This window comes from Pseudomonas sp. RHF3.3-3, from assembly GCF_048069595.1.
GTDB lineage: Bacteria > Pseudomonadota > Gammaproteobacteria > Pseudomonadales > Pseudomonadaceae > Aquipseudomonas > Aquipseudomonas fuscovaginae_B.
The window spans coordinates 6133244-6150086 of sequence record NZ_CP182250.1 but is presented as its reverse complement, the minus strand read 5'-3'; the positions used below and the strand labels follow the sequence as shown (position 1 = coordinate 6150086).

15 protein-coding genes are annotated in these 16843 nt (G+C 64.3%); 9 read left to right on the top strand and 6 right to left on the bottom strand.

The window, feature by feature from the left end; translation table 11 throughout:
• Nucleotides 1–2 precede the first annotated feature (2 nt).
• Entirely contained in the window at nucleotides 3–476 is a 474-nt protein-coding gene (locus ACMGT0_RS27030; protein WP_054060696.1) for a WbuC family cupin fold metalloprotein, read from the top strand.
• A gap of 72 nt (nucleotides 477–548) precedes the next feature.
• Complete coding sequence (locus tag ACMGT0_RS27025; protein WP_054060697.1) at nucleotides 549–1490, top strand: AEC family transporter; 942 nt, start codon at nucleotides 549–551, stop codon at nucleotides 1488–1490.
• 16 nt (nucleotides 1491–1506) lie between these two features.
• Here ACMGT0_RS27025 and ACMGT0_RS27020 read toward each other — a convergent pair whose 3' ends face one another.
• From ACMGT0_RS27020 to gatC, 6 genes are all read right to left on the bottom strand, one after another.
• The gene (locus ACMGT0_RS27020; protein ID WP_054060698.1) at nucleotides 1507–1887 is read right to left on the bottom strand and encodes a carboxymuconolactone decarboxylase family protein; all 381 of its coding nucleotides are present in this window, start codon (nucleotides 1885–1887) and stop codon (nucleotides 1507–1509) included.
• An 11-nt stretch (nucleotides 1888–1898) separates the two neighbouring features.
• Nucleotides 1899–2951 carry a calcium/sodium antiporter gene (locus ACMGT0_RS27015; RefSeq protein WP_416773557.1) on the bottom strand — a complete coding sequence of 351 codons (1053 nt, stop codon included), beginning with the start codon at nucleotides 2949–2951 and terminating at the stop codon, nucleotides 1899–1901.
• Nucleotides 2952–3001: 50 nt separating this feature from the next.
• A complete protein-coding gene (locus tag ACMGT0_RS27010) occupies nucleotides 3002–3373 on the bottom strand; it encodes a septal ring lytic transglycosylase RlpA family protein (RefSeq protein WP_054060699.1) in 372 nt (123 codons plus the stop codon).
• Between the two features lie 144 nt (nucleotides 3374–3517).
• The gene (gene gatB, locus ACMGT0_RS27005) at nucleotides 3518–4978 is read right to left on the bottom strand and encodes an Asp-tRNA(Asn)/Glu-tRNA(Gln) amidotransferase subunit GatB (protein WP_275044046.1); all 1461 of its coding nucleotides are present in this window, start codon (nucleotides 4976–4978) and stop codon (nucleotides 3518–3520) included.
• Nucleotides 4979–5112: 134 nt separating this feature from the next.
• Entirely contained in the window at nucleotides 5113–6564 is a 1452-nt protein-coding gene (gatA, locus tag ACMGT0_RS27000) for an Asp-tRNA(Asn)/Glu-tRNA(Gln) amidotransferase subunit GatA (RefSeq protein ID WP_416770516.1), read from the bottom strand.
• A gap of 16 nt (nucleotides 6565–6580) precedes the next feature.
• A complete protein-coding gene (gene gatC, locus ACMGT0_RS26995; RefSeq protein ID WP_054061518.1) occupies nucleotides 6581–6868 on the bottom strand; it encodes an Asp-tRNA(Asn)/Glu-tRNA(Gln) amidotransferase subunit GatC in 288 nt (95 codons plus the stop codon).
• Nucleotides 6869–7078: 210 nt separating this feature from the next.
• On the opposite strand from gatC, the gene mreB reads away from it, so the two are divergent.
• The 7 genes from mreB (at nucleotide 7079) to ACMGT0_RS26960 (ending at nucleotide 16831) form a co-directional block, all read left to right on the top strand.
• Entirely contained in the window at nucleotides 7079–8116 is a 1038-nt protein-coding gene (gene mreB / locus ACMGT0_RS26990) for a rod shape-determining protein MreB (RefSeq protein WP_002555108.1), read from the top strand.
• Nucleotides 8117–8306: 190 nt separating this feature from the next.
• The gene (gene mreC / locus ACMGT0_RS26985) at nucleotides 8307–9374 is read left to right on the top strand and encodes a rod shape-determining protein MreC (RefSeq protein ID WP_416773555.1); all 1068 of its coding nucleotides are present in this window, start codon (nucleotides 8307–8309) and stop codon (nucleotides 9372–9374) included.
• Complete coding sequence (mreD, locus tag ACMGT0_RS26980; protein ID WP_019361976.1) at nucleotides 9374–9865, top strand: rod shape-determining protein MreD; 492 nt, start codon at nucleotides 9374–9376, stop codon at nucleotides 9863–9865. The genes mreC and mreD overlap by 1 nt, the downstream gene beginning before the upstream one ends.
• Nucleotides 9866–9932: 67 nt before the next feature.
• Nucleotides 9933–10529 (top strand): Maf family protein, encoded by a 597-nt coding sequence (locus ACMGT0_RS26975; RefSeq protein WP_416770512.1) that lies wholly within the window; start codon nucleotides 9933–9935, stop codon nucleotides 10527–10529.
• 56 nt (nucleotides 10530–10585) lie between these two features.
• Nucleotides 10586–12043, top strand: a complete 1458-nt coding sequence (gene rng, locus ACMGT0_RS26970; protein WP_054058956.1) for a ribonuclease G — start codon at nucleotides 10586–10588, stop codon at nucleotides 12041–12043.
• Between the two features lie 78 nt (nucleotides 12044–12121).
• Complete coding sequence (locus ACMGT0_RS26965; protein WP_054061747.1) at nucleotides 12122–15940, top strand: YhdP family protein; 3819 nt, start codon at nucleotides 12122–12124, stop codon at nucleotides 15938–15940.
• A gap of 45 nt (nucleotides 15941–15985) precedes the next feature.
• Entirely contained in the window at nucleotides 15986–16831 is an 846-nt protein-coding gene (locus ACMGT0_RS26960; protein WP_054058958.1) for a carbon-nitrogen hydrolase family protein, read from the top strand.
• Nucleotides 16832–16843: the final 12 nt, after the last annotated feature.

Sequence of the window (16843 nt, the reverse complement as noted above, 5' to 3'; positions counted from 1 at the left end):
CCATGGCCGGCCCCAGCTTTCTCGACGCTGCGTTGTTCGCCGACCTGGCCGCGAAGGCGGCGGCCAGTCCCCGTGGGCGCACGCACCACAACTTCCATGAGATGGACGAGCCGTGCCACCGCATGGCGGTCGGCCTGCAGCCGGGCACTTATGTGCCGCCCCATCGGCACCTGAGCGCGGACAAGGCGGAAACCCTGCTGGTGCTGCGTGGCAGCCTGGGCCTGCTGGTGTTCGACGAGGACGGTCAGGTCGTTACCCGGCGCGTCCTGCAGGCCGGTGGCGAATGCCCGGCGGTGGACTTGCCGGCCGGCGTGTTCCACGGCCTGGTGGTGCTTGAGCCCGATACCGTGATGTTCGAGTGCAAGGCGGGCCCGTATCGTCCGGTGGGCGAGGGCGAGATGGCCGCCTGGGCCCCGCGTGAGGGCGAGGCCGGAGTCGCTCAGTACCAGGCCTGGATGCGCGCGCAGTTCAACTGAGCCGCTCGGGCAGGATGGCCCGCTTTGCCGTATCATTAGCCTCCTAACGACGGGCAACGGATTCTCAGGGCAATGCTGGCCATCTTTCTCGATACACTGACCATCACCGCTCCGGTCTTCGCCATGTTGTTCCTCGGCGTGGCGCTCAAGCGCGTGGGCTGGATCAACGACAACTTCATCCACACCGCCTCGGCACTGGTATTCAACGTCAACATGCCGGCGCTGCTGTTCCTCGGCATCCTTCACGCCGACCTGCATTCGGCCCTCAAGCCCGGTGTGCTGGGCTACTTCGTCGTCGCCACCCTGGTGACCTTCGCCGGGGCCTGGGGCTGGGCGATCTGGCGCTGCCCCCGGGAAGACCGCGGGATCTACACCCAGGGCGCCTTTCGTGGCAACAACGGGGTGATTGGCCTGGCACTGGCGGCCAGCCTGTATGGCGACTACGGCATTTCCCTCGGGGCGATCCTCGCCGCGTTGGTGATCCTGTTCTACAACACCCTGTCGACCATCGTCCTGGCGGTCTACAGCCCGGTGATCAAGTCCGACCCGTGGAGCATCAGCAAGAGTGTGCTGAGCAACCCACTGATCATCAGCGTGATCGCGGCGGCGCCCTTTGCCTACTTCCAGATCGGCCTGCCCGGTTGGCTGGAAACGTCCGGCAACTATCTGGCGCAGATGACCCTGCCGCTGGCGCTGATCTGCATCGGCGGCACCCTGTCGCTGGCGGCGTTGCGCAAGAGTGGCGACATGGCGTTGAGCGCCAGCCTGGTGAAGATGGTCGGCATGCCGCTGTTCTCGACCCTGGGTGCCTGGCTCTGCGGCTTCCGTGGGGCGGAACTGGGCATCCTGTTTCTCTACTTCGGCAGCCCGACCGCGGCGGCCAGTTTTGTCATGGCCCGTGCCGCCAATGGCAACCACGAACTGGCGGCCGCGATCATCGTGATCACCACGCTGATGGCGGCGGTCACGACGAACATCGGCATTTTCGTCCTGCAGTGGGGGGGCTGGATCTGAGTCGGCCCTGTCGCGCTCAGTCGGCTTTCTGGTAGGCGTCGATCACTTCCTGCGCGGCGCGGAACGCATCGATCGCCGCCGGTACGCCGGCGTACACCGCGCAGTGCAGCAGTGCCTCGCGAATCTCTTCCACCGTGCAGCCGTTGTTCAGGGCGCCGCGCACGTGGCCCTTGAGCTCCTGCGGGCACTTGAGCGCGGTCAGCGCGGCGAGGGTGATCAGGCTGCGGGTCTTGAGCGGCAGGCCGTCACGGTTCCAGACGCCGCCCCAGGCGTGTTCGTTGACGAAGTCCTGCAGGGGCTGGCTGAACTCGGTGGCATTCCCCAGGGCGCGGTCGACGAAGGCATCGCCCATGACCTGACGACGCATTTCGACACCGGTTTTTTTCTGATCGCTCATTGCAGTGGCTCCTAGGAATGTTGGCGACGCCAGGCTCGCAGCGTACTGAACAGCAGATACACCAGCAGCGCCGGCAGGATGAAGAACAGCATCAGGTGTTCCAGCCGCACCGCCATCGGCATGCCGGTGGTGAACCACACCACGTGCAGCCCGTAGGCCAGGTACAGGCCGAGAAACAGCAGGCCCTCGGCACGGGTGATGCGATAGCCGGAGTAGAATACCGGCCAGCACAAGGCCGCGACGGCGAGCATTACCGGCAGGTCGAACGACAACGCGTTGGGCGAGACCGACAGCGGTTGCGGGGCGATCAGCGCGGTCACGCCGAGCACGCCCAGCAGATTGAACAGGTTGCCGCCGATCACGTTGCCGACGGCGATATCGCGCTGGCCGCGGATGGCGGCGATCAGCGACGTGGCCAATTGCGGCAGGGAGGTGCCGACCGCGACCACGGTCAGGCCGATGATCCTTTCCGACAGGCCCAGTTCCGTGGCCACTTCGACGGCGGCATCGAGCAGCAGGTGGCCGGCGAGGGTCAGCAGGGCCAGGCCGAGCAGCATCCAGAACGCACTGCTGAGCCAGGGCGCAGGCCGGCGCTGTGTTTGCAGCACGGGGGCGGGGTGCGGCAGGCCGTGTTGCGAGGTGCGCAGCAGCAACCCCAGGTACAGTGCAAACACCAGCAGCATCAGCACACCGTCGAAGCGGCTCAGCTCTTCGTTGAGGGCCAGGCCGAAGACCATGAGGCTGGCGACGATCATCAGCGGTATGTCCAGGCGCACCAGTTGGCGCGAGACCCGCAGCGGGATGATCAGCGCCGAGAGACCGAGGGTCACCAGGGTGTTGAAGATATTCCCGCCGATCACGCTGCCGACCGCGATGTCGGCGTTTTCCTGGAGGGCGGCCTGCAGGCTGACGGCCATCTGCGGGGCGCTGCTGCCGAAGGCGACGACGGTCAGGCCGATCAGCAGCGGCCGCACTCGCAGGCGGGCGGCCAGGCGCACGGCTGCGCGCACCAGCAGTTCGGCGCCGATGACCAGCAGGAACAGGCCGCCGAGCAGCTGGATCAGGCTCAGGATCGGCAGGTGGGTCAATCCGAAAATGGCGGGGCTCCCCGGGGTCAGTCGCTGAGGCTCTGGACGCGCACGCGCGCGGTACCGCTTTGTAGCATGCCCAGCTCTTCGGCGGCTTGTCGGGAAACATCGATCAGGCGTCCGCGGGTATGCGGGCCGCGATCATTGATACGGACCACGACGCTGCGGTCGTTGGCAAGATTGGTGACTTTTACCCGCGTACCGAACGGCAGTTGGCGATGGGCGGCGGTCAGGCCGTTCTGGTTGAAGGGTTCACCGCTAGCGGTGCGCTTGCCGTGGTGCTGGCGACCGTAATAGGAGGCCGTGCCGGTTTCGTCGTAGCCGCGCGGGTCGATATCGTGAGTGGCACAACCGGCCAGCAGGCTGAGGAAGGCAAGGGCGGCGAACAGGCGTTTCATCTGGGGGCGCTCCCTACAGAGATCGCATGGGGCGATCGATAGGTGGGAGCGGGCTGGCCCGCGAATGCAATGTGTCGGATACATCGTCTTCGCGGGTGAGCCCGCTCCCACAGTGGGCTGGTGTCAGGGCCTGTTTGGCCCGACTCAGCCTTCGAGCTTGCTTTTCAGCAGTTCGTTCACCTGTTGCGGGTTGGCCTTGCCCTTGGAGGCCTTCATCGCCTGGCCGACGAAGAAGCCGAACATCTTGCCGCGCTTGGCTTCGTCCGCCGCACGGTACTGCTCGACCTGCTCGGCGTTGGCCGCCAGCACTTCGTCCAGCACCTTCTCGATCGCACCGCTGTCGGTGACCTGTTTCAGGCCGCGGGCCTCGATCACCTGGTCGGCATTGCCTTCGCCGTTGGCCATGGCTTCGAACACGGTCTTGGCGATCTTGCCCGAGATAGTGTTGTCCTTGATCCGCAGCAGCATGCCGCCCAGTTGTTCGGCAGTGACCGGCGCCTGGTCGATTTCCACGCCCAGCTTGTTCAGCAGGCTGCCCAGCTCGACCATGACCCAGTTGGCCGCCAGCTTGGCGTCGGCGCTGATGGCGACCACCTGTTCGAAGTACTCCGCCTGCTCGCGGCTCGAAGCCAGGACGCTGGCATCGTACAGCGACAGGCCGTACTGCGACTGGAAGCGCTCGCGTTTCTGCGGTGGCAGTTCCGGCAGCTTGGCGCGCACTTCATCCAGGAACGAGTCCTCGATGATCACCGGCAGCAGGTCCGGGTCGGGGAAGTAACGGTAGTCGTTGGCTTCCTCCTTGCTGCGCATCGCCTTGGTCGTATCGGTGTTCGGGTTGTACAGGCGAGTCTGCTGGACGACCTTGCCGCCATCCTCGATCAGCTCGATCTGGCGTTGTACTTCGTAGTTGATCGCCTTCTCGATGAAGCGGAACGAGTTGACGTTCTTGATCTCGCAGCGTGTGCCGAACTCGGCCTGGCCCTTGGGGCGTACCGAGACGTTGCAGTCGCAACGCAGCGAGCCTTCGGCCATGTTGCCGTCGCAGATGCCCAGGTAGCGTACCAGTGCGTGGATCGCCTTGACGTAGGCCACGGCTTCCTTGGCACTGCGCATGTCCGGCTCGGAAACGATTTCCAGCAGCGGGGTACCGGCGCGGTTCAGGTCGATCCCGGTGGAACCGCTGAAGTCTTCGTGCAGGCTCTTGCCGGCGTCTTCTTCCAGGTGCGCACGGGTGATGCCGATACGCTTGACCGTACCGTCTTCCAGAGTGATATCCAGGTGGCCCTTGCCGACGATCGGCAGTTCCATCTGGCTGATCTGGTAGCCCTTGGGCAGGTCCGGGTAGAAGTAGTTCTTGCGGGCGAACACGTTGTGCTGGCCGATCTCGGCGTCGATCGCCAGGCCGAACTGCACCGCCATGTGCACCGCTTCCTGGTTCAGCACCGGCAGCACGCCAGGCATGCCCAGGTCGACCAGGCTGGCCTGGGTGTTGGGTTCGGAGCCGAAGGTGGTCGAACTGCCGGAGAAAATCTTCGATTGGGTGGCGAGCTGGGTGTGAATCTCCAGCCCGATCACGACTTCCCATTGCATGGTGTTTTTCCTCAAATCTTGCCAGGGGACTTTTGAAGCGTCGCGAGCGAAGGTAAGGCAAGGCGAAGGCTGGCGAGTAAGCGCAGTTGACTGTAGTCAATGAGCATTACGAGCCAGCTTTCAACGCAGCATTACCGAGCGCAGCAGCTTCAAAACCCCTGGGGGGTGCGGGTGTGCCAGTCAGTGTTCAACTGATACTGGTGCGCAACATTGAGCAAGCGGCCTTCCTGGAAATACGGGGCAAGCAATTGCACGCCGACCGGCAAGCCGTCGACGAAGCCCGCAGGCATGGACAAGCCCGGCAGACCCGCGAGGTTGGCGGTGATGGTGTAGAAGTCTTCCAGATACTCGGCGACCGGATCGTTGTTCTTGGCACCGATCTTCCAGGCCGGATTCGGCGTGGTCGGGCCGAGGATCACGTCGACTTCCTTGAAGGCGTTCATGAAGTCGTTCTTGATCAGGCGGCGGATCTTCTGGGCCTTGAGGTAGTAGGCGTCGTAGTAGCCGGCCGACAGGGCGTAGGTACCGACCATGATCCGGCGTTGCACTTCGGCACCGAAGCCTTCGCCACGGGAACGCTTGTACAGGTCGGTGAGGTCGGCCGGGTTCTCGCAGCGATAGCCGAAGCGTACGCCGTCGAAACGCGACAGGTTGGAGGAGGCCTCGGCCGGCGCGATCACATAGTAGGCGGGGATCGCGTGCTGGTTGTTCGGCAGGCTGATCTCCTTGATCACCGCACCGAGCTTTTCCAGCGCCTTGACGCTGTCGTGCACCCGTTCGGCGATGCGCGGGTCGAGACCGGCGCTGAAGTATTCCTTCGGCACGCCGATGCGCAGGCCTTGCAGCGAGTCGTTCAGGCTGGCGCTGTAGTCCGGCACCGGCTCATCGATGCTGGTGGAGTCCTGCGGGTCGAAACCGGCCATGCCCTGCAGCAGCAGTGCGCAGTCTTCGGCGGTACGGGCCAGCGGGCCACCCTGGTCGAGGCTGGAGGCGTAGGCGATCATGCCCCAGCGCGAAACGCGACCGTAGGTCGGCTTCAGGCCGGTGAGGTTGGTGAACGCCGCCGGCTGGCGGATCGAGCCGCCGGTGTCGGTCGCCGTGGCGGCCGGCAGCAGGCGCGCGGCAACTGCCGCGGCGGAACCGCCCGACGAACCGCCCGGCACGTGCTCCAGGTTCCACGGGTTCTTCACCTTGCCGTAGTAGCTCGACTCGTTGGCCGAACCCATGGCGAACTCGTCCATGTTGGTCTTGCCCAGGGTCACCGCGCCGGCGGCGGCGAGCTTGGCCACCACGGTGGCATCGTAGGGTGCCTTGAAGTTGTCGAGCATCTTCGAGCCGCAACTGGTGCGCACGCCCTGGGTGCAGAACAGGTCCTTGTGGCCGATCGGCGCGCCGAGCAGGGCACCGTTTTCGCCATTGGCGCGACGCACGTCGGCAGCCTTGGCCTGCTGCAGGGCCAGTTCCTCGGTAAGGCTGATGAAGCTGTTGACCTGCGGGTCGAGCTGGGCGATGCGCGCCAGCAGGGTGCGGGTCAGTTCTTCGGCGGAAAACTTCTTGTCGGCGAGTCCGCGGGCGATCTCGGCCAGAGTCATTTGATGCATTGCAGGCTCTTTCCCTTTAGTCGATGACTTTCGGAACCAGGTACAGGCCGTTTTCGACCGCTGGTGCGATGGACTGATAGGCCTCGCGGTTATTGCGTTCGGTCACGGCGTCGGCGCGCAGGCGCTGGCTCGCTTCCAGAGGGTGGGCAAGGGGTTCGATACCGTCGGTATCGACAGCCTGCATCTGGTCGACCAGACCCAGAATGCTGTTCAGGGCTTCGGTGGTGCGTGGAATATCGTCTGCGACCAGGTCCAGGCGGGCCAGGTGAGCGATTTTTTCCACGTCGGAGCGGTCAAGCGCCATGGGAATCTCCAGTGGAAAACAAAATGGAAGCTGTCCGGATGTTGGATTGGTGGAACACTACCGCATTTGCACGGTCACATGGCCGCGATTGTATGGGATGGTGCTCGGAAAAACGCCTAATTTAACATATTGGCGCCTTGCCCAAAATCCCCGTCGTTGTTAGAGTTTGCCGCACTTTTTTACCCACGCGTTGCCCAGGGTCCCTTTCCAATGTTCAAGAAACTGCGTGGCATGTTTTCCAGCGATCTTTCCATCGACCTGGGTACAGCCAACACCCTTATTTACGTGCGCGAGCGCGGTATCGTCCTGAATGAGCCATCGGTTGTTGCGATTCGCACCCATGGCAACCAGAAAAGTGTCGTCGCCGTCGGTACCGAAGCCAAGCGCATGCTCGGTCGTACGCCGGGCAACATTGCCGCCATTCGTCCGATGAAGGACGGTGTGATTGCCGATTTCAGCGTCTGCGAGAAGATGCTGCAGTACTTCATCAACAAGGTTCACGAAAACAGCTTCCTGCAGCCCAGCCCACGTGTGCTGATCTGCGTGCCCTGCAAGTCGACCCAGGTCGAGCGTCGCGCCATCCGTGAATCGGCGCTGGGCGCCGGTGCCCGTGAAGTGTTCCTGATCGAGGAGCCGATGGCGGCCGCGATCGGTGCCGGCCTGCCGGTCGAGGAAGCCCGTGGCTCGATGGTCGTCGATATCGGCGGCGGTACCACCGAAATCGCGCTGATCTCCCTGAACGGTGTGGTCTATGCCGAATCCGTACGTGTGGGCGGCGACCGCTTCGACGAAGCGATCATCACCTACGTGCGTCGCAACTACGGCAGCCTGATCGGTGAATCCACCGCCGAGCGCATCAAGCAGGAAATCGGTACCGCCTATCCGGGCGGCGAAGTCCGTGAAGTCGACGTCCGCGGTCGTAACCTGGCCGAAGGCGTACCCCGTGCCTTCACCCTCAACTCCAACGAAGTGCTCGAGGCGCTGCAGGAGTCCCTGGCGACCATCGTCCAGGCGGTCAAGAGCGCTCTGGAGCAGTCGCCTCCGGAACTGGCTTCGGACATCGCCGAGCGCGGTCTGGTACTGACCGGTGGTGGCGCACTGCTGCGTGACCTCGACAAGCTGCTGGCCCAGGAAACCGGCCTGCCGGTGATCGTTGCCGAAGACCCGCTGACCTGCGTGGCCCGCGGCGGTGGCCGTGCCCTGGAAATGATGGACAAGCACACCATGGACCTGCTCTCCAGCGAGTGAGTTCGCTGGCAGACGCTACGACGGTCCGTTCACAGGCAGCACTTTGCAGTGCTGCCTGTTGCGTTTATCTTCTGTCAATCTGCATCCAGGCCGGTTTGATGCCGTATGAATAAAATGTCTATTTGCCTGGGAGGAGCGGCTCATTAAACCGCTTTTCGCCAAAGGCCCCTCATTGGGCGTGCGCCTGCTGGTGCTGGTCGTGCTGTCGGTTGCGCTGATGGTGGTCGATGCCCGCTTCACGGTGCTCAAGCCGATCCGCAGCCAGGCCTCGCTGGTGCTGATGCAATCGTACTGGATCACCGACCTGCCGCAGCGGCTGTGGCAAGGCGTGGCCAGCCAGTTCGGCAGCCGTACCGAACTGGTCGCCGAGAATGAGAAACTCCAGACCGAGAACCTGCTGTTGCAGGGGCGCCTGCAGAAACTGGCCGCCCTGACCGAGCAGAACGTGCGCCTGCGCGAACTGCTGAACTCCTCGGCACTGGTCAACGAGAAGGTCGAGGTCGCCGAACTGATCGGCATGGACCCCAACCCCTTCACCCATCGCATCATCATCAACAAGGGCGAGCGCGATGGCGTGGTGCTTGGGCAACCGGTGCTCGATGCCCGTGGCCTGATGGGCCAGGTGGTCGAGTTGATGCCGTACACCTCCCGTGTGCTGCTGCTGACCGACACCACCCACAGCATTCCGGTACAGGTCAACCGCAACGGCCTGCGGGCGATCGCCAGCGGTACCGGCAACCCCGAGCGCCTGGAGTTGCGTCATGTCGCCGATACCGCGGACATCAAGGAAGGCGACCTGTTGGTCAGTTCCGGCCTGGGCCAGCGGTTCCCGGCCGGCTACCCGGTGGCGACGGTCAAGGAAGTCATCCATGACTCGGGCCAGCCGTTCGCCATTGTTCGCGCCGTGCCGACCGCCGCGTTGAACCGCAGCCGCTACCTGCTGCTGGTGTTCAGCGACAGCCGTACACCGGAAGAGCGGGCCAACGATGCGGCCCAGGCCCAGGAAGCCGACAAGCAGGGTGAGGGCGCGGCTGCGGTTCCGGCGACCGTGCCCAAGCCTGCGGCACCACCGGCCACGCCCGCCGCCACGGCCCCGGTACCCAAGCCGACCGCCCATGGCGCGGCGGCTGCCGCTGCCGCTGCCGCTGCCGCGCAGGGTGCGGCCAACAGCACTCCGGCGCCAAAACCGACCACCGCCAAACCCGCGGCCAAGCCGGCCAGCAGGCCGTCGGCGGCCACTCAACGGCAGGAGGAATGATGGCGGGCGCCACTCTTTCGCGTAACGGCTGGATCGTCTGGCTGACCTTTCTGATCGGCCTGCTGCTCAGTGTCTCGCCGTTGCCGCAGTTCATGGAAATCCTGCGTCCGCTGTGGCTGGCGCTGCTGCTGGCATTCTGGTCGCTGTACCTGCCGCACAAGATCGGCATGGTCACCGCGTTCCTGCTCGGCCTGGCCGAAGATGTGCTCTATGGCACCCTGCTCGGGCAGAGCGCGCTGATCCTGACGCTGATCACCTTCCTGGTGCTGTCGCTGCAGCAACGGCTGCGCATGTTCCCGATGTGGCAGCAGAGCCTGGTGATCCTGGTGATCTTCGGCCTGGCGCAGTTGGTCCAGCTGTGGCTGAGCGCCCTGACCGGCAACCGTCAGCCCACTCTCGCGCTGGTGCTGCCGGCCCTGGTCAGCGCGCTGCTGTGGCCCTGGGTCAGCTTCGGGCTGCGCGGATTGCGCCGGCGCTACAAGATCAACTGATTGAATCATCGGCCATTTCCCGGTGCCTGATGATCCGCGTGACGAGCCCCGACAAGGAGATGTCCTGATGAACCCGCTCTACCTGGCCTCCGGCTCGCCGCGTCGGCGTGAACTGCTGACCCAGATCGGTGTGCCGTTCACGGCCATCAGTGCCGATATCGATGAAACGCCCCTGAGCGACGAATCTCCCATGGCCTATGTCGAGCGCCTGGCGCGTGGCAAGGCTGCGGCCGGGCGTGCCGCCCTCGGTGCGGATGTCGTGGCCTGTGTGCTGGGCGCCGATACCGCCGTGGTGCTCGATGGGCGAATTCTCGGCAAGCCGCTGGACGAGGCGGATGCGGTCGCCACGCTGCTCGCCCTGTCGGGGCGCGAACATGAAGTGCTGACAGCCATCGCGTTGCTCGACGGCGAGCGCTGCGAGTCGCGGGTGGTTCGCAGTCTCGTGAAATTTCGTACTATCAAAACAGAAGAGGCACACACCTACTGGGCCAGCGGCGAACCCCGCGACAAGGCCGGGAGCTATGCCATTCAAGGTCTGGCGGCGGTTTTCGTGGAGAGCCTGAACGGCAGCTATTCGGGCGTTGTCGGCCTGCCTGTGTGCGAAACCGCAGAACTGCTTGGCCGTTTCGACATACCCTGTTGGCAAAACCTTATCGTGCGCTGATTGCCGCACCCCAGTGAACGGCAATAATTGTGAACACGCCTGAACGAGACGCAGCCATGAGTGAAGAGATCCTGATCAACATCACGCCGATGGAATCGCGCGTGGCGGTGGTAGAGAACGGTGTGTTGCAAGAGGTCCATGTCGAGCGGACGCAGAAGCGCGGTATCGTCGGCAATATCTACAAGGGCAAGGTGGTCCGGGTGCTGCCGGGCATGCAGGCGGCGTTCGTCGATATCGGCCTGGACCGGGCTGCGTTCATCCACGCCTCGGAAATCTCCATGCGCGAAGGCCCGGCGGTGGAAAGCATCAGCGCGCTGGTTCACGAAGGGCAGAGCCTGGTGGTGCAGGTCACCAAGGACCCGATCGGCACCAAGGGCGCCCGCCTGACCACGCAGCTGTCGATTCCGTCACGCTACCTGGTGTACATGCCACGCACCGCACATGTCGGCATTTCGCTGAAGATCGAAGACGAAGCCGAGCGCGAGCGGCTGAAGAAGGTGGTCAGCGACTGCGTGGCCCAGGAAGGCATCAAGGAGGCCGGCGGCTTCATCCTGCGTACCGCCGCCGAGGGCGCCGGGGCCGACGAGATCATGATGGACATCCGTTACCTGCGGCGCCTCTGGGACCAGATCGGTACGCAGATCAAGACCATCGGTGCGCCCAATGTGATCTACGAGGACCTCGGTCTGGCGCTGCGCACCCTGCGCGACCTGGTCAGCCCGAAGATCGAGAAGATCCGTATCGACTCCCGGGAAACCTTTCAGAAAACCACGCAGTTCGTCGCCGAGCTGATGCCGGAAATCGCCGATCGCCTGGAACACTACCCCGGCGAACGACCGATCTTCGATCTGTACGGTGTCGAGGATGAGATCCAGAAGGCCCTGGAGCGCAAGGTCCCGCTCAAGTCCGGCGGCTACCTGGTGGTCGACCCGGCGGAAGCCATGACCACCATCGACGTCAATACCGGGGCTTTCGTCGGTCATCGCAACCTCGAGGAAACCATCTTCAAGACCAACCTCGAGGCGGCCACCGCGATCGCCCGCCAACTGCGCCTGCGCAACCTGGGCGGGATCATCATCATCGACTTCATCGACATGGAGGACGAGGAGCATCAGCGCCAGGTGCTGCGTACCCTGGAAAAGCAGCTGGAACGCGACCACGCCAAGACCAACATCATCGGTATCACCGAACTGGGCCTGGTGCAGATGACCCGCAAGCGCACCCGCGAAAGCCTGGAGCAGGTGTTGTGCGAGCCGTGCAGCAGTTGCCAGGGGCGCGGCAAGCTGAAGACCCCGGAGACGGTTTGTTACGAGATTTTCCGCGAAATCCTCCGCGAGGCCCGTGCCTATCAGGCCGAAGGCTATAGAGTATTGGCCAACCAGAAAGTCGTCGACCGGCTGCTGGATGAAGAGTCGGGCAATGTCGCGGAACTGGAGGCCTTTATCGGGCGCACCATCCGTTTCCAGGTCGAAACCATGTACTCCCAGGAACAATACGACGTGGTGCTGCTCTGATTCCCTGTTCCGTATACATATTGCCCGCACTGCCTGAAGCCGGCCTTTTCATCGAATTCTGCCTGAGGGGCCACTGACATGGAGCGTTTGTCGCGCTTTGTTGCCGCGTTGACCCGCTGGAGCCTGGGCATCTGTGCGTTGCTGCTGGTATTGCTGGCGTTGTACGTCAGCCTGGGGCGGCAACTCGTGCCGCTGGTGGCCGAATACCGGGCCGATGTCGAAACCAGGGCGCAGGCGGCATTGGGCATGCCATTGGCCATCGGCAGCCTGGAAGGGCACTGGAGCGGGTTGGCACCGGTGCTGTCGGCCCACGATGTAATGATCGGTACGGGGGCCTCGGCCCTGCGCCTGGACCATGTGCAGGTGATCCCGGATATCCGCGCCAGCCTGCTGGCCCGCGAGCTGCGTATCGCCCGCCTCGAACTGCATGGGCTGCAGCTCAACCTCAGGCAGGGCGAGGATGGGCAATGGGCCCTCGAAGGCCTGCCGCGCCCGGCTGATGACCAGCCGCTGGACCCTGAACAGGTGCTCAAGCGCCTGCAGGTGATCGAGCAGTTGTCGGTGCTGGACAGTCAACTGACGCTGGAACCTTATGGCGAGTCGCCGCTGACCCTGACCTATGTCGGCCTGAACCTGCGCGTCGGCCCCGGTCGCCAGCGCCTCGATCTGCGCCTGAACCTGCCCGACGGCCAGCCACTGGCGCTCAACCTGACGACCCGCATGCGCCCCAGCGACTGGCGCCATGCGTCCGCCGAAGCCTACCTGAGCCTGCCGCAGAGCGACTGGGCGCGCTGGCTGCCGGCGAGCCTGGCCGGGAAATGGAAGATCGCCGAACTCAAGGCCGGCGGTGAATTCTGGTTGAAGTGGGCCGATGGCACGGTGCAGAGCGCCGTGGCGCGGCTCAATGCCCCGCAGTTTCGCGGTGGGTACGCCGATCGCCAGCCGGCGAAAATCGACAACCTCGCCCTCAATGCCTATCTGCAACGCAACGACCAGGGCTTTAGCCTGCTGCTCGACTCGCTGGCGATGAACCTGGGGGAGACCCGCTGGGAGTCCCACCTGCAATTGCAGCAGAGTGCCGCGACCGACAAGAGCGGTGAAGTGTGGCACGTGCAGGCCGATCGCCTGGACCTGACGCCGATCACTGCGCTGCTCGACAGCCTGGCGCCGCTGCCGCAAGGGCTGGCCACGGTGATCGACCACCTGAAAGTCACCGGGGCCTTGCGCAATGTGTTGCTCGATTACCGGCCACAGGAAACCGGTGACCGTCGCCTGAGCTTCGAGGCCAACCTCGAGCGGGTCGGTTTCGACGCCTATCACGGTGCGCCGGCGGCGCGCAATGTCACCGGCAGCATCAGCGGCGACCTGGGGCACGGCGAGTTGCGCATGGACAGCAAGGACTTCTCGCTGTTCCTCTATCCGATCTTCAACAAGCCCTGGCAGTACCTGCAGGCTAACGCCCGGCTGACCTGGAAGCTCGATCAGGAGGGCTTTACCCTGATCGCGCCCTATATCAAGGTGCTCGGCGAGGAGGGGCGGATCGCCGCCGACTTCCTGATCCGCCTGCATTTCGCCCCGGAGCAGGAAGACTACATGGACCTGCGGGTCGGCCTGGTCGACGGTGACGGACGTTTCACACCCAAGTACCTGCCGGCGGTGTTGAGCCCCTCCCTCGACGAATGGTTGCGTACCGCGATTCTCCACGGTGCCGTGGACCAGGGTTTCTTCCAGTACCAGGGTTCGCTGAACCACGATGCCGCCGCCGCCGCACGCAGCATCAGCCTGTTCTTCAAGGTCCATGACGCCGAACTGGCCTTCCAGCCGGGTTGGCCCCATGTCGGCAAGGTCAACGGCGATGTGTTCATCGAGGACAGCGGGGTGCGGATCAAGGCCAGCAAGGGCCAGTTGCTCGATACCCAGGTCAGCGATGTGATGGTCAACATCCCGCACTCGACCGCGGGCAAGGCGCCGCACATGTTCCTCGACGGCAACTTTGCCGGCGGTCTCGGCGATGGCCTGAAGATTCTCCAGGAGGCGCCGATCGGTACCGGCCCGACCTTTGCCGGTTGGCAGGGCGAGGGCAGCCTGCAGGGCAAGGTCAGGCTGGATGTTCCGCTGGAGAAGGGCGACGAGCCCAAGGTGCTGGTGGACTTCGCCACCGACCAGGCGCGGCTGAAGCTGGCTGACCCGAGTCTCGAACTGACCCAGCTCAAGGGCAATTTCCGTTTCGACAGCGACAAGGGCCTCAGTGGCGATGGCATCAGCGCCCAGGCGTTCGACCGGCCGATCACCGCGCAGATCAGTGCCGACGGCAAGCCTGGCAGCCTCAGCACCCGGGTCACCGCCAAGGGCCAGGTGGCCCTCAGGAAACTCACCGATTGGCTGGGCGTCAGCCAGCCGCTGCCGGTATCCGGCGACCTGCCTTACCAGCTGCAGTTGAACCTCGACGGTGCCGACAGCCAACTGATGATCAGTTCCAACCTCAAGGGCGTGGCCGTCGATCTGCCCGCTCCTTTTGGCATGCCGGCCAGCCAGGGGCGCGACAGCGTGTTCCGCATGACCCTGCAAGGTGCCGAACGGCGCTACTGGTTCGACTATGGCGAGCTGGCGAACTTCACCTTTGCCGCCCCGGGCGGCAGGTTCGCCGACGGCCGGGGGGAGTTGTTCCTCGGCGATGGCGATGCACAACTGCCGACGGTCAAGGGCCTGCGGGTACGTGGCGTACTCTCGGAACTGGACATGGAACCGTGGAAGGCGGTGATCGACCGCTATGCCGGCCAGGATCCGGGCGGCAATGCCAAACAGTTGCTCAGCAGCGCGGATTTCAAGGTCGACAAGCTCAGCGGTTTCGGCACCCGGTTCGACCAGGTCAGCCTGCAGATGGCCCGCAGTGGCTCGACCTGGGGATTGTTGATCGACAGCCAGCAGGCCAAGGGTAGTGTGACGCTGCCGGATGCCAAGGGGGCCCCGATCGGCGTCAAGCTGGCCTATGTGCGGTTGCCGGCCCCGGACCCGAGCGTGGTCGCCGATGAAAATGCACCGGACCCGCTGGCCTCGGTGGACCCACAGCAGATCCCGGCGCTGGATATCGCCATCGACCAGTTGTTCCAGGGCCAGGACCTGGTGGGCGCCTGGTCGCTGAAGGTGCGGCCGACGCCCAAGGGAATCCAGCTCAACGACCTCAATCTCGGCCTCAAGGGCATGCAGTTGCAGGGCAATGGCGGCTGGGAAGGCGCGCCGGGCAGCAGTGGCAGCTGGATCAATGGGCGCCTTGAGGGCAAGAACCTCGCTGATGTGCTCAAGGCCTGGAGCTTCGCGCCAACCGTGACCAGCGACGAGTTCCACCTCGATGTCGATGGCCGTTGGCCCGGCTCGCCGGCCTGGGTCGGGCTCAAGCGTTTCTCCGGCAGCCTGGATGCGACCCTGCGCAAGGGCCAGTTCGTCGAAGTCGAGGGCGGTGCCCAGGCCTTGCGGGTGTTCGGTCTGCTGAACTTCAACTCCATCGGTCGCCGCCTGCGCCTGGATTTCTCCGACCTGCTCGGCAAGGGCCTGAGCTATGACCGGGTCAAGGGACTGCTGGTAGCCAGCGATGGCGTATATGTCACCCGCGAACCGATCACGTTGACCGGGCCGTCGAGCAACCTGGAACTCAACGGTACGCTGGACATGGTCAGCGACCGGGTCGATGCCAAGCTGCTGGTGACCTTGCCGGTGACCAACAACCTGCCGATCGCCGCGCTGATCGTCGGGGCGCCGGCCATCGGTGGTGCGCTGTTCCTGATCGACAAGCTGATCGGCGACCGGGTCGCGCGGTTCGCCAGTGTGAAGTACAGCGTCACCGGTCCCTGGAAAGAACCGAAAATCACGTTCGACAAACCTTTTGAAAAGTCCAAGTAGCGCCCCATGGAGTAGCATGGTGGCCAGTCTTCCAAGGAGTGTGCCATGACTTTCTCCGTCATCCAGATGGTCAGCCAGGACGATGTGCTGGCCAACCTGACCCAGGCCCGTCGCCTGCTCGAGCAGGCCGCCGAAGGCGGTGCGCGACTGGCGGTGTTGCCGGAAAACTTCGCTGCCATGGGCCGTCGTGACGTCGCCGCGATCGGCCGGGCCGAGGCGCTGGGCGAGGGGCCGATCCTGCCGTGGTTGAAACAGGTCGCCCGCGACCTCAGGTTATGGATTGTCGCGGGTACCCTGCCGTTGCCGCCGGTCGGCCAGCCGGATGCCAAGTCCAATGCCTGCTCGTTGCTGGTCGACGACCAGGGCGAAACGGTGGCCCGCTACGACAAGCTGCACCTGTTCGATGTGGACGTGGCGGACAATCGGGGTCGTTATCGTGAATCCGATGACTATGCTCATGGTAGCCGGGTAGTGGTGGCCGATACGCCGGTGGGGCGTCTGGGCCTGAGCGTGTGCTATGACCTGCGCTTCCCCGAGCTGTACAGCGAACTGCGGCTGGCCGGTGCGGAACTGATCACCGCGCCCTCGGCCTTCACCGCAGTGACCGGTGCGGCGCATTGGGACGTGCTGATTCGTGCCCGTGCCATCGAGACCCAGTGCTATCTGCTGGCGGCTGCCCAGGGCGGCGTGCATCCGGGGCCGCGCGAGACCTTCGGGCATGCGGCGATCGTCGATCCGTGGGGGCGTGTCCTCGCCCGGCAGGATCAGGGCGAAGCGGTGTTGCTGGCCGAGCGTGACAGTAATGAACAGGCGTCCATCCGGGCGCGGATGCCGGTGGCGAGTCACCGGCGCTTTTTCTCGCAGGGCGCGCAGCGACCTGCATCGCAATGACGAAATAAGGCG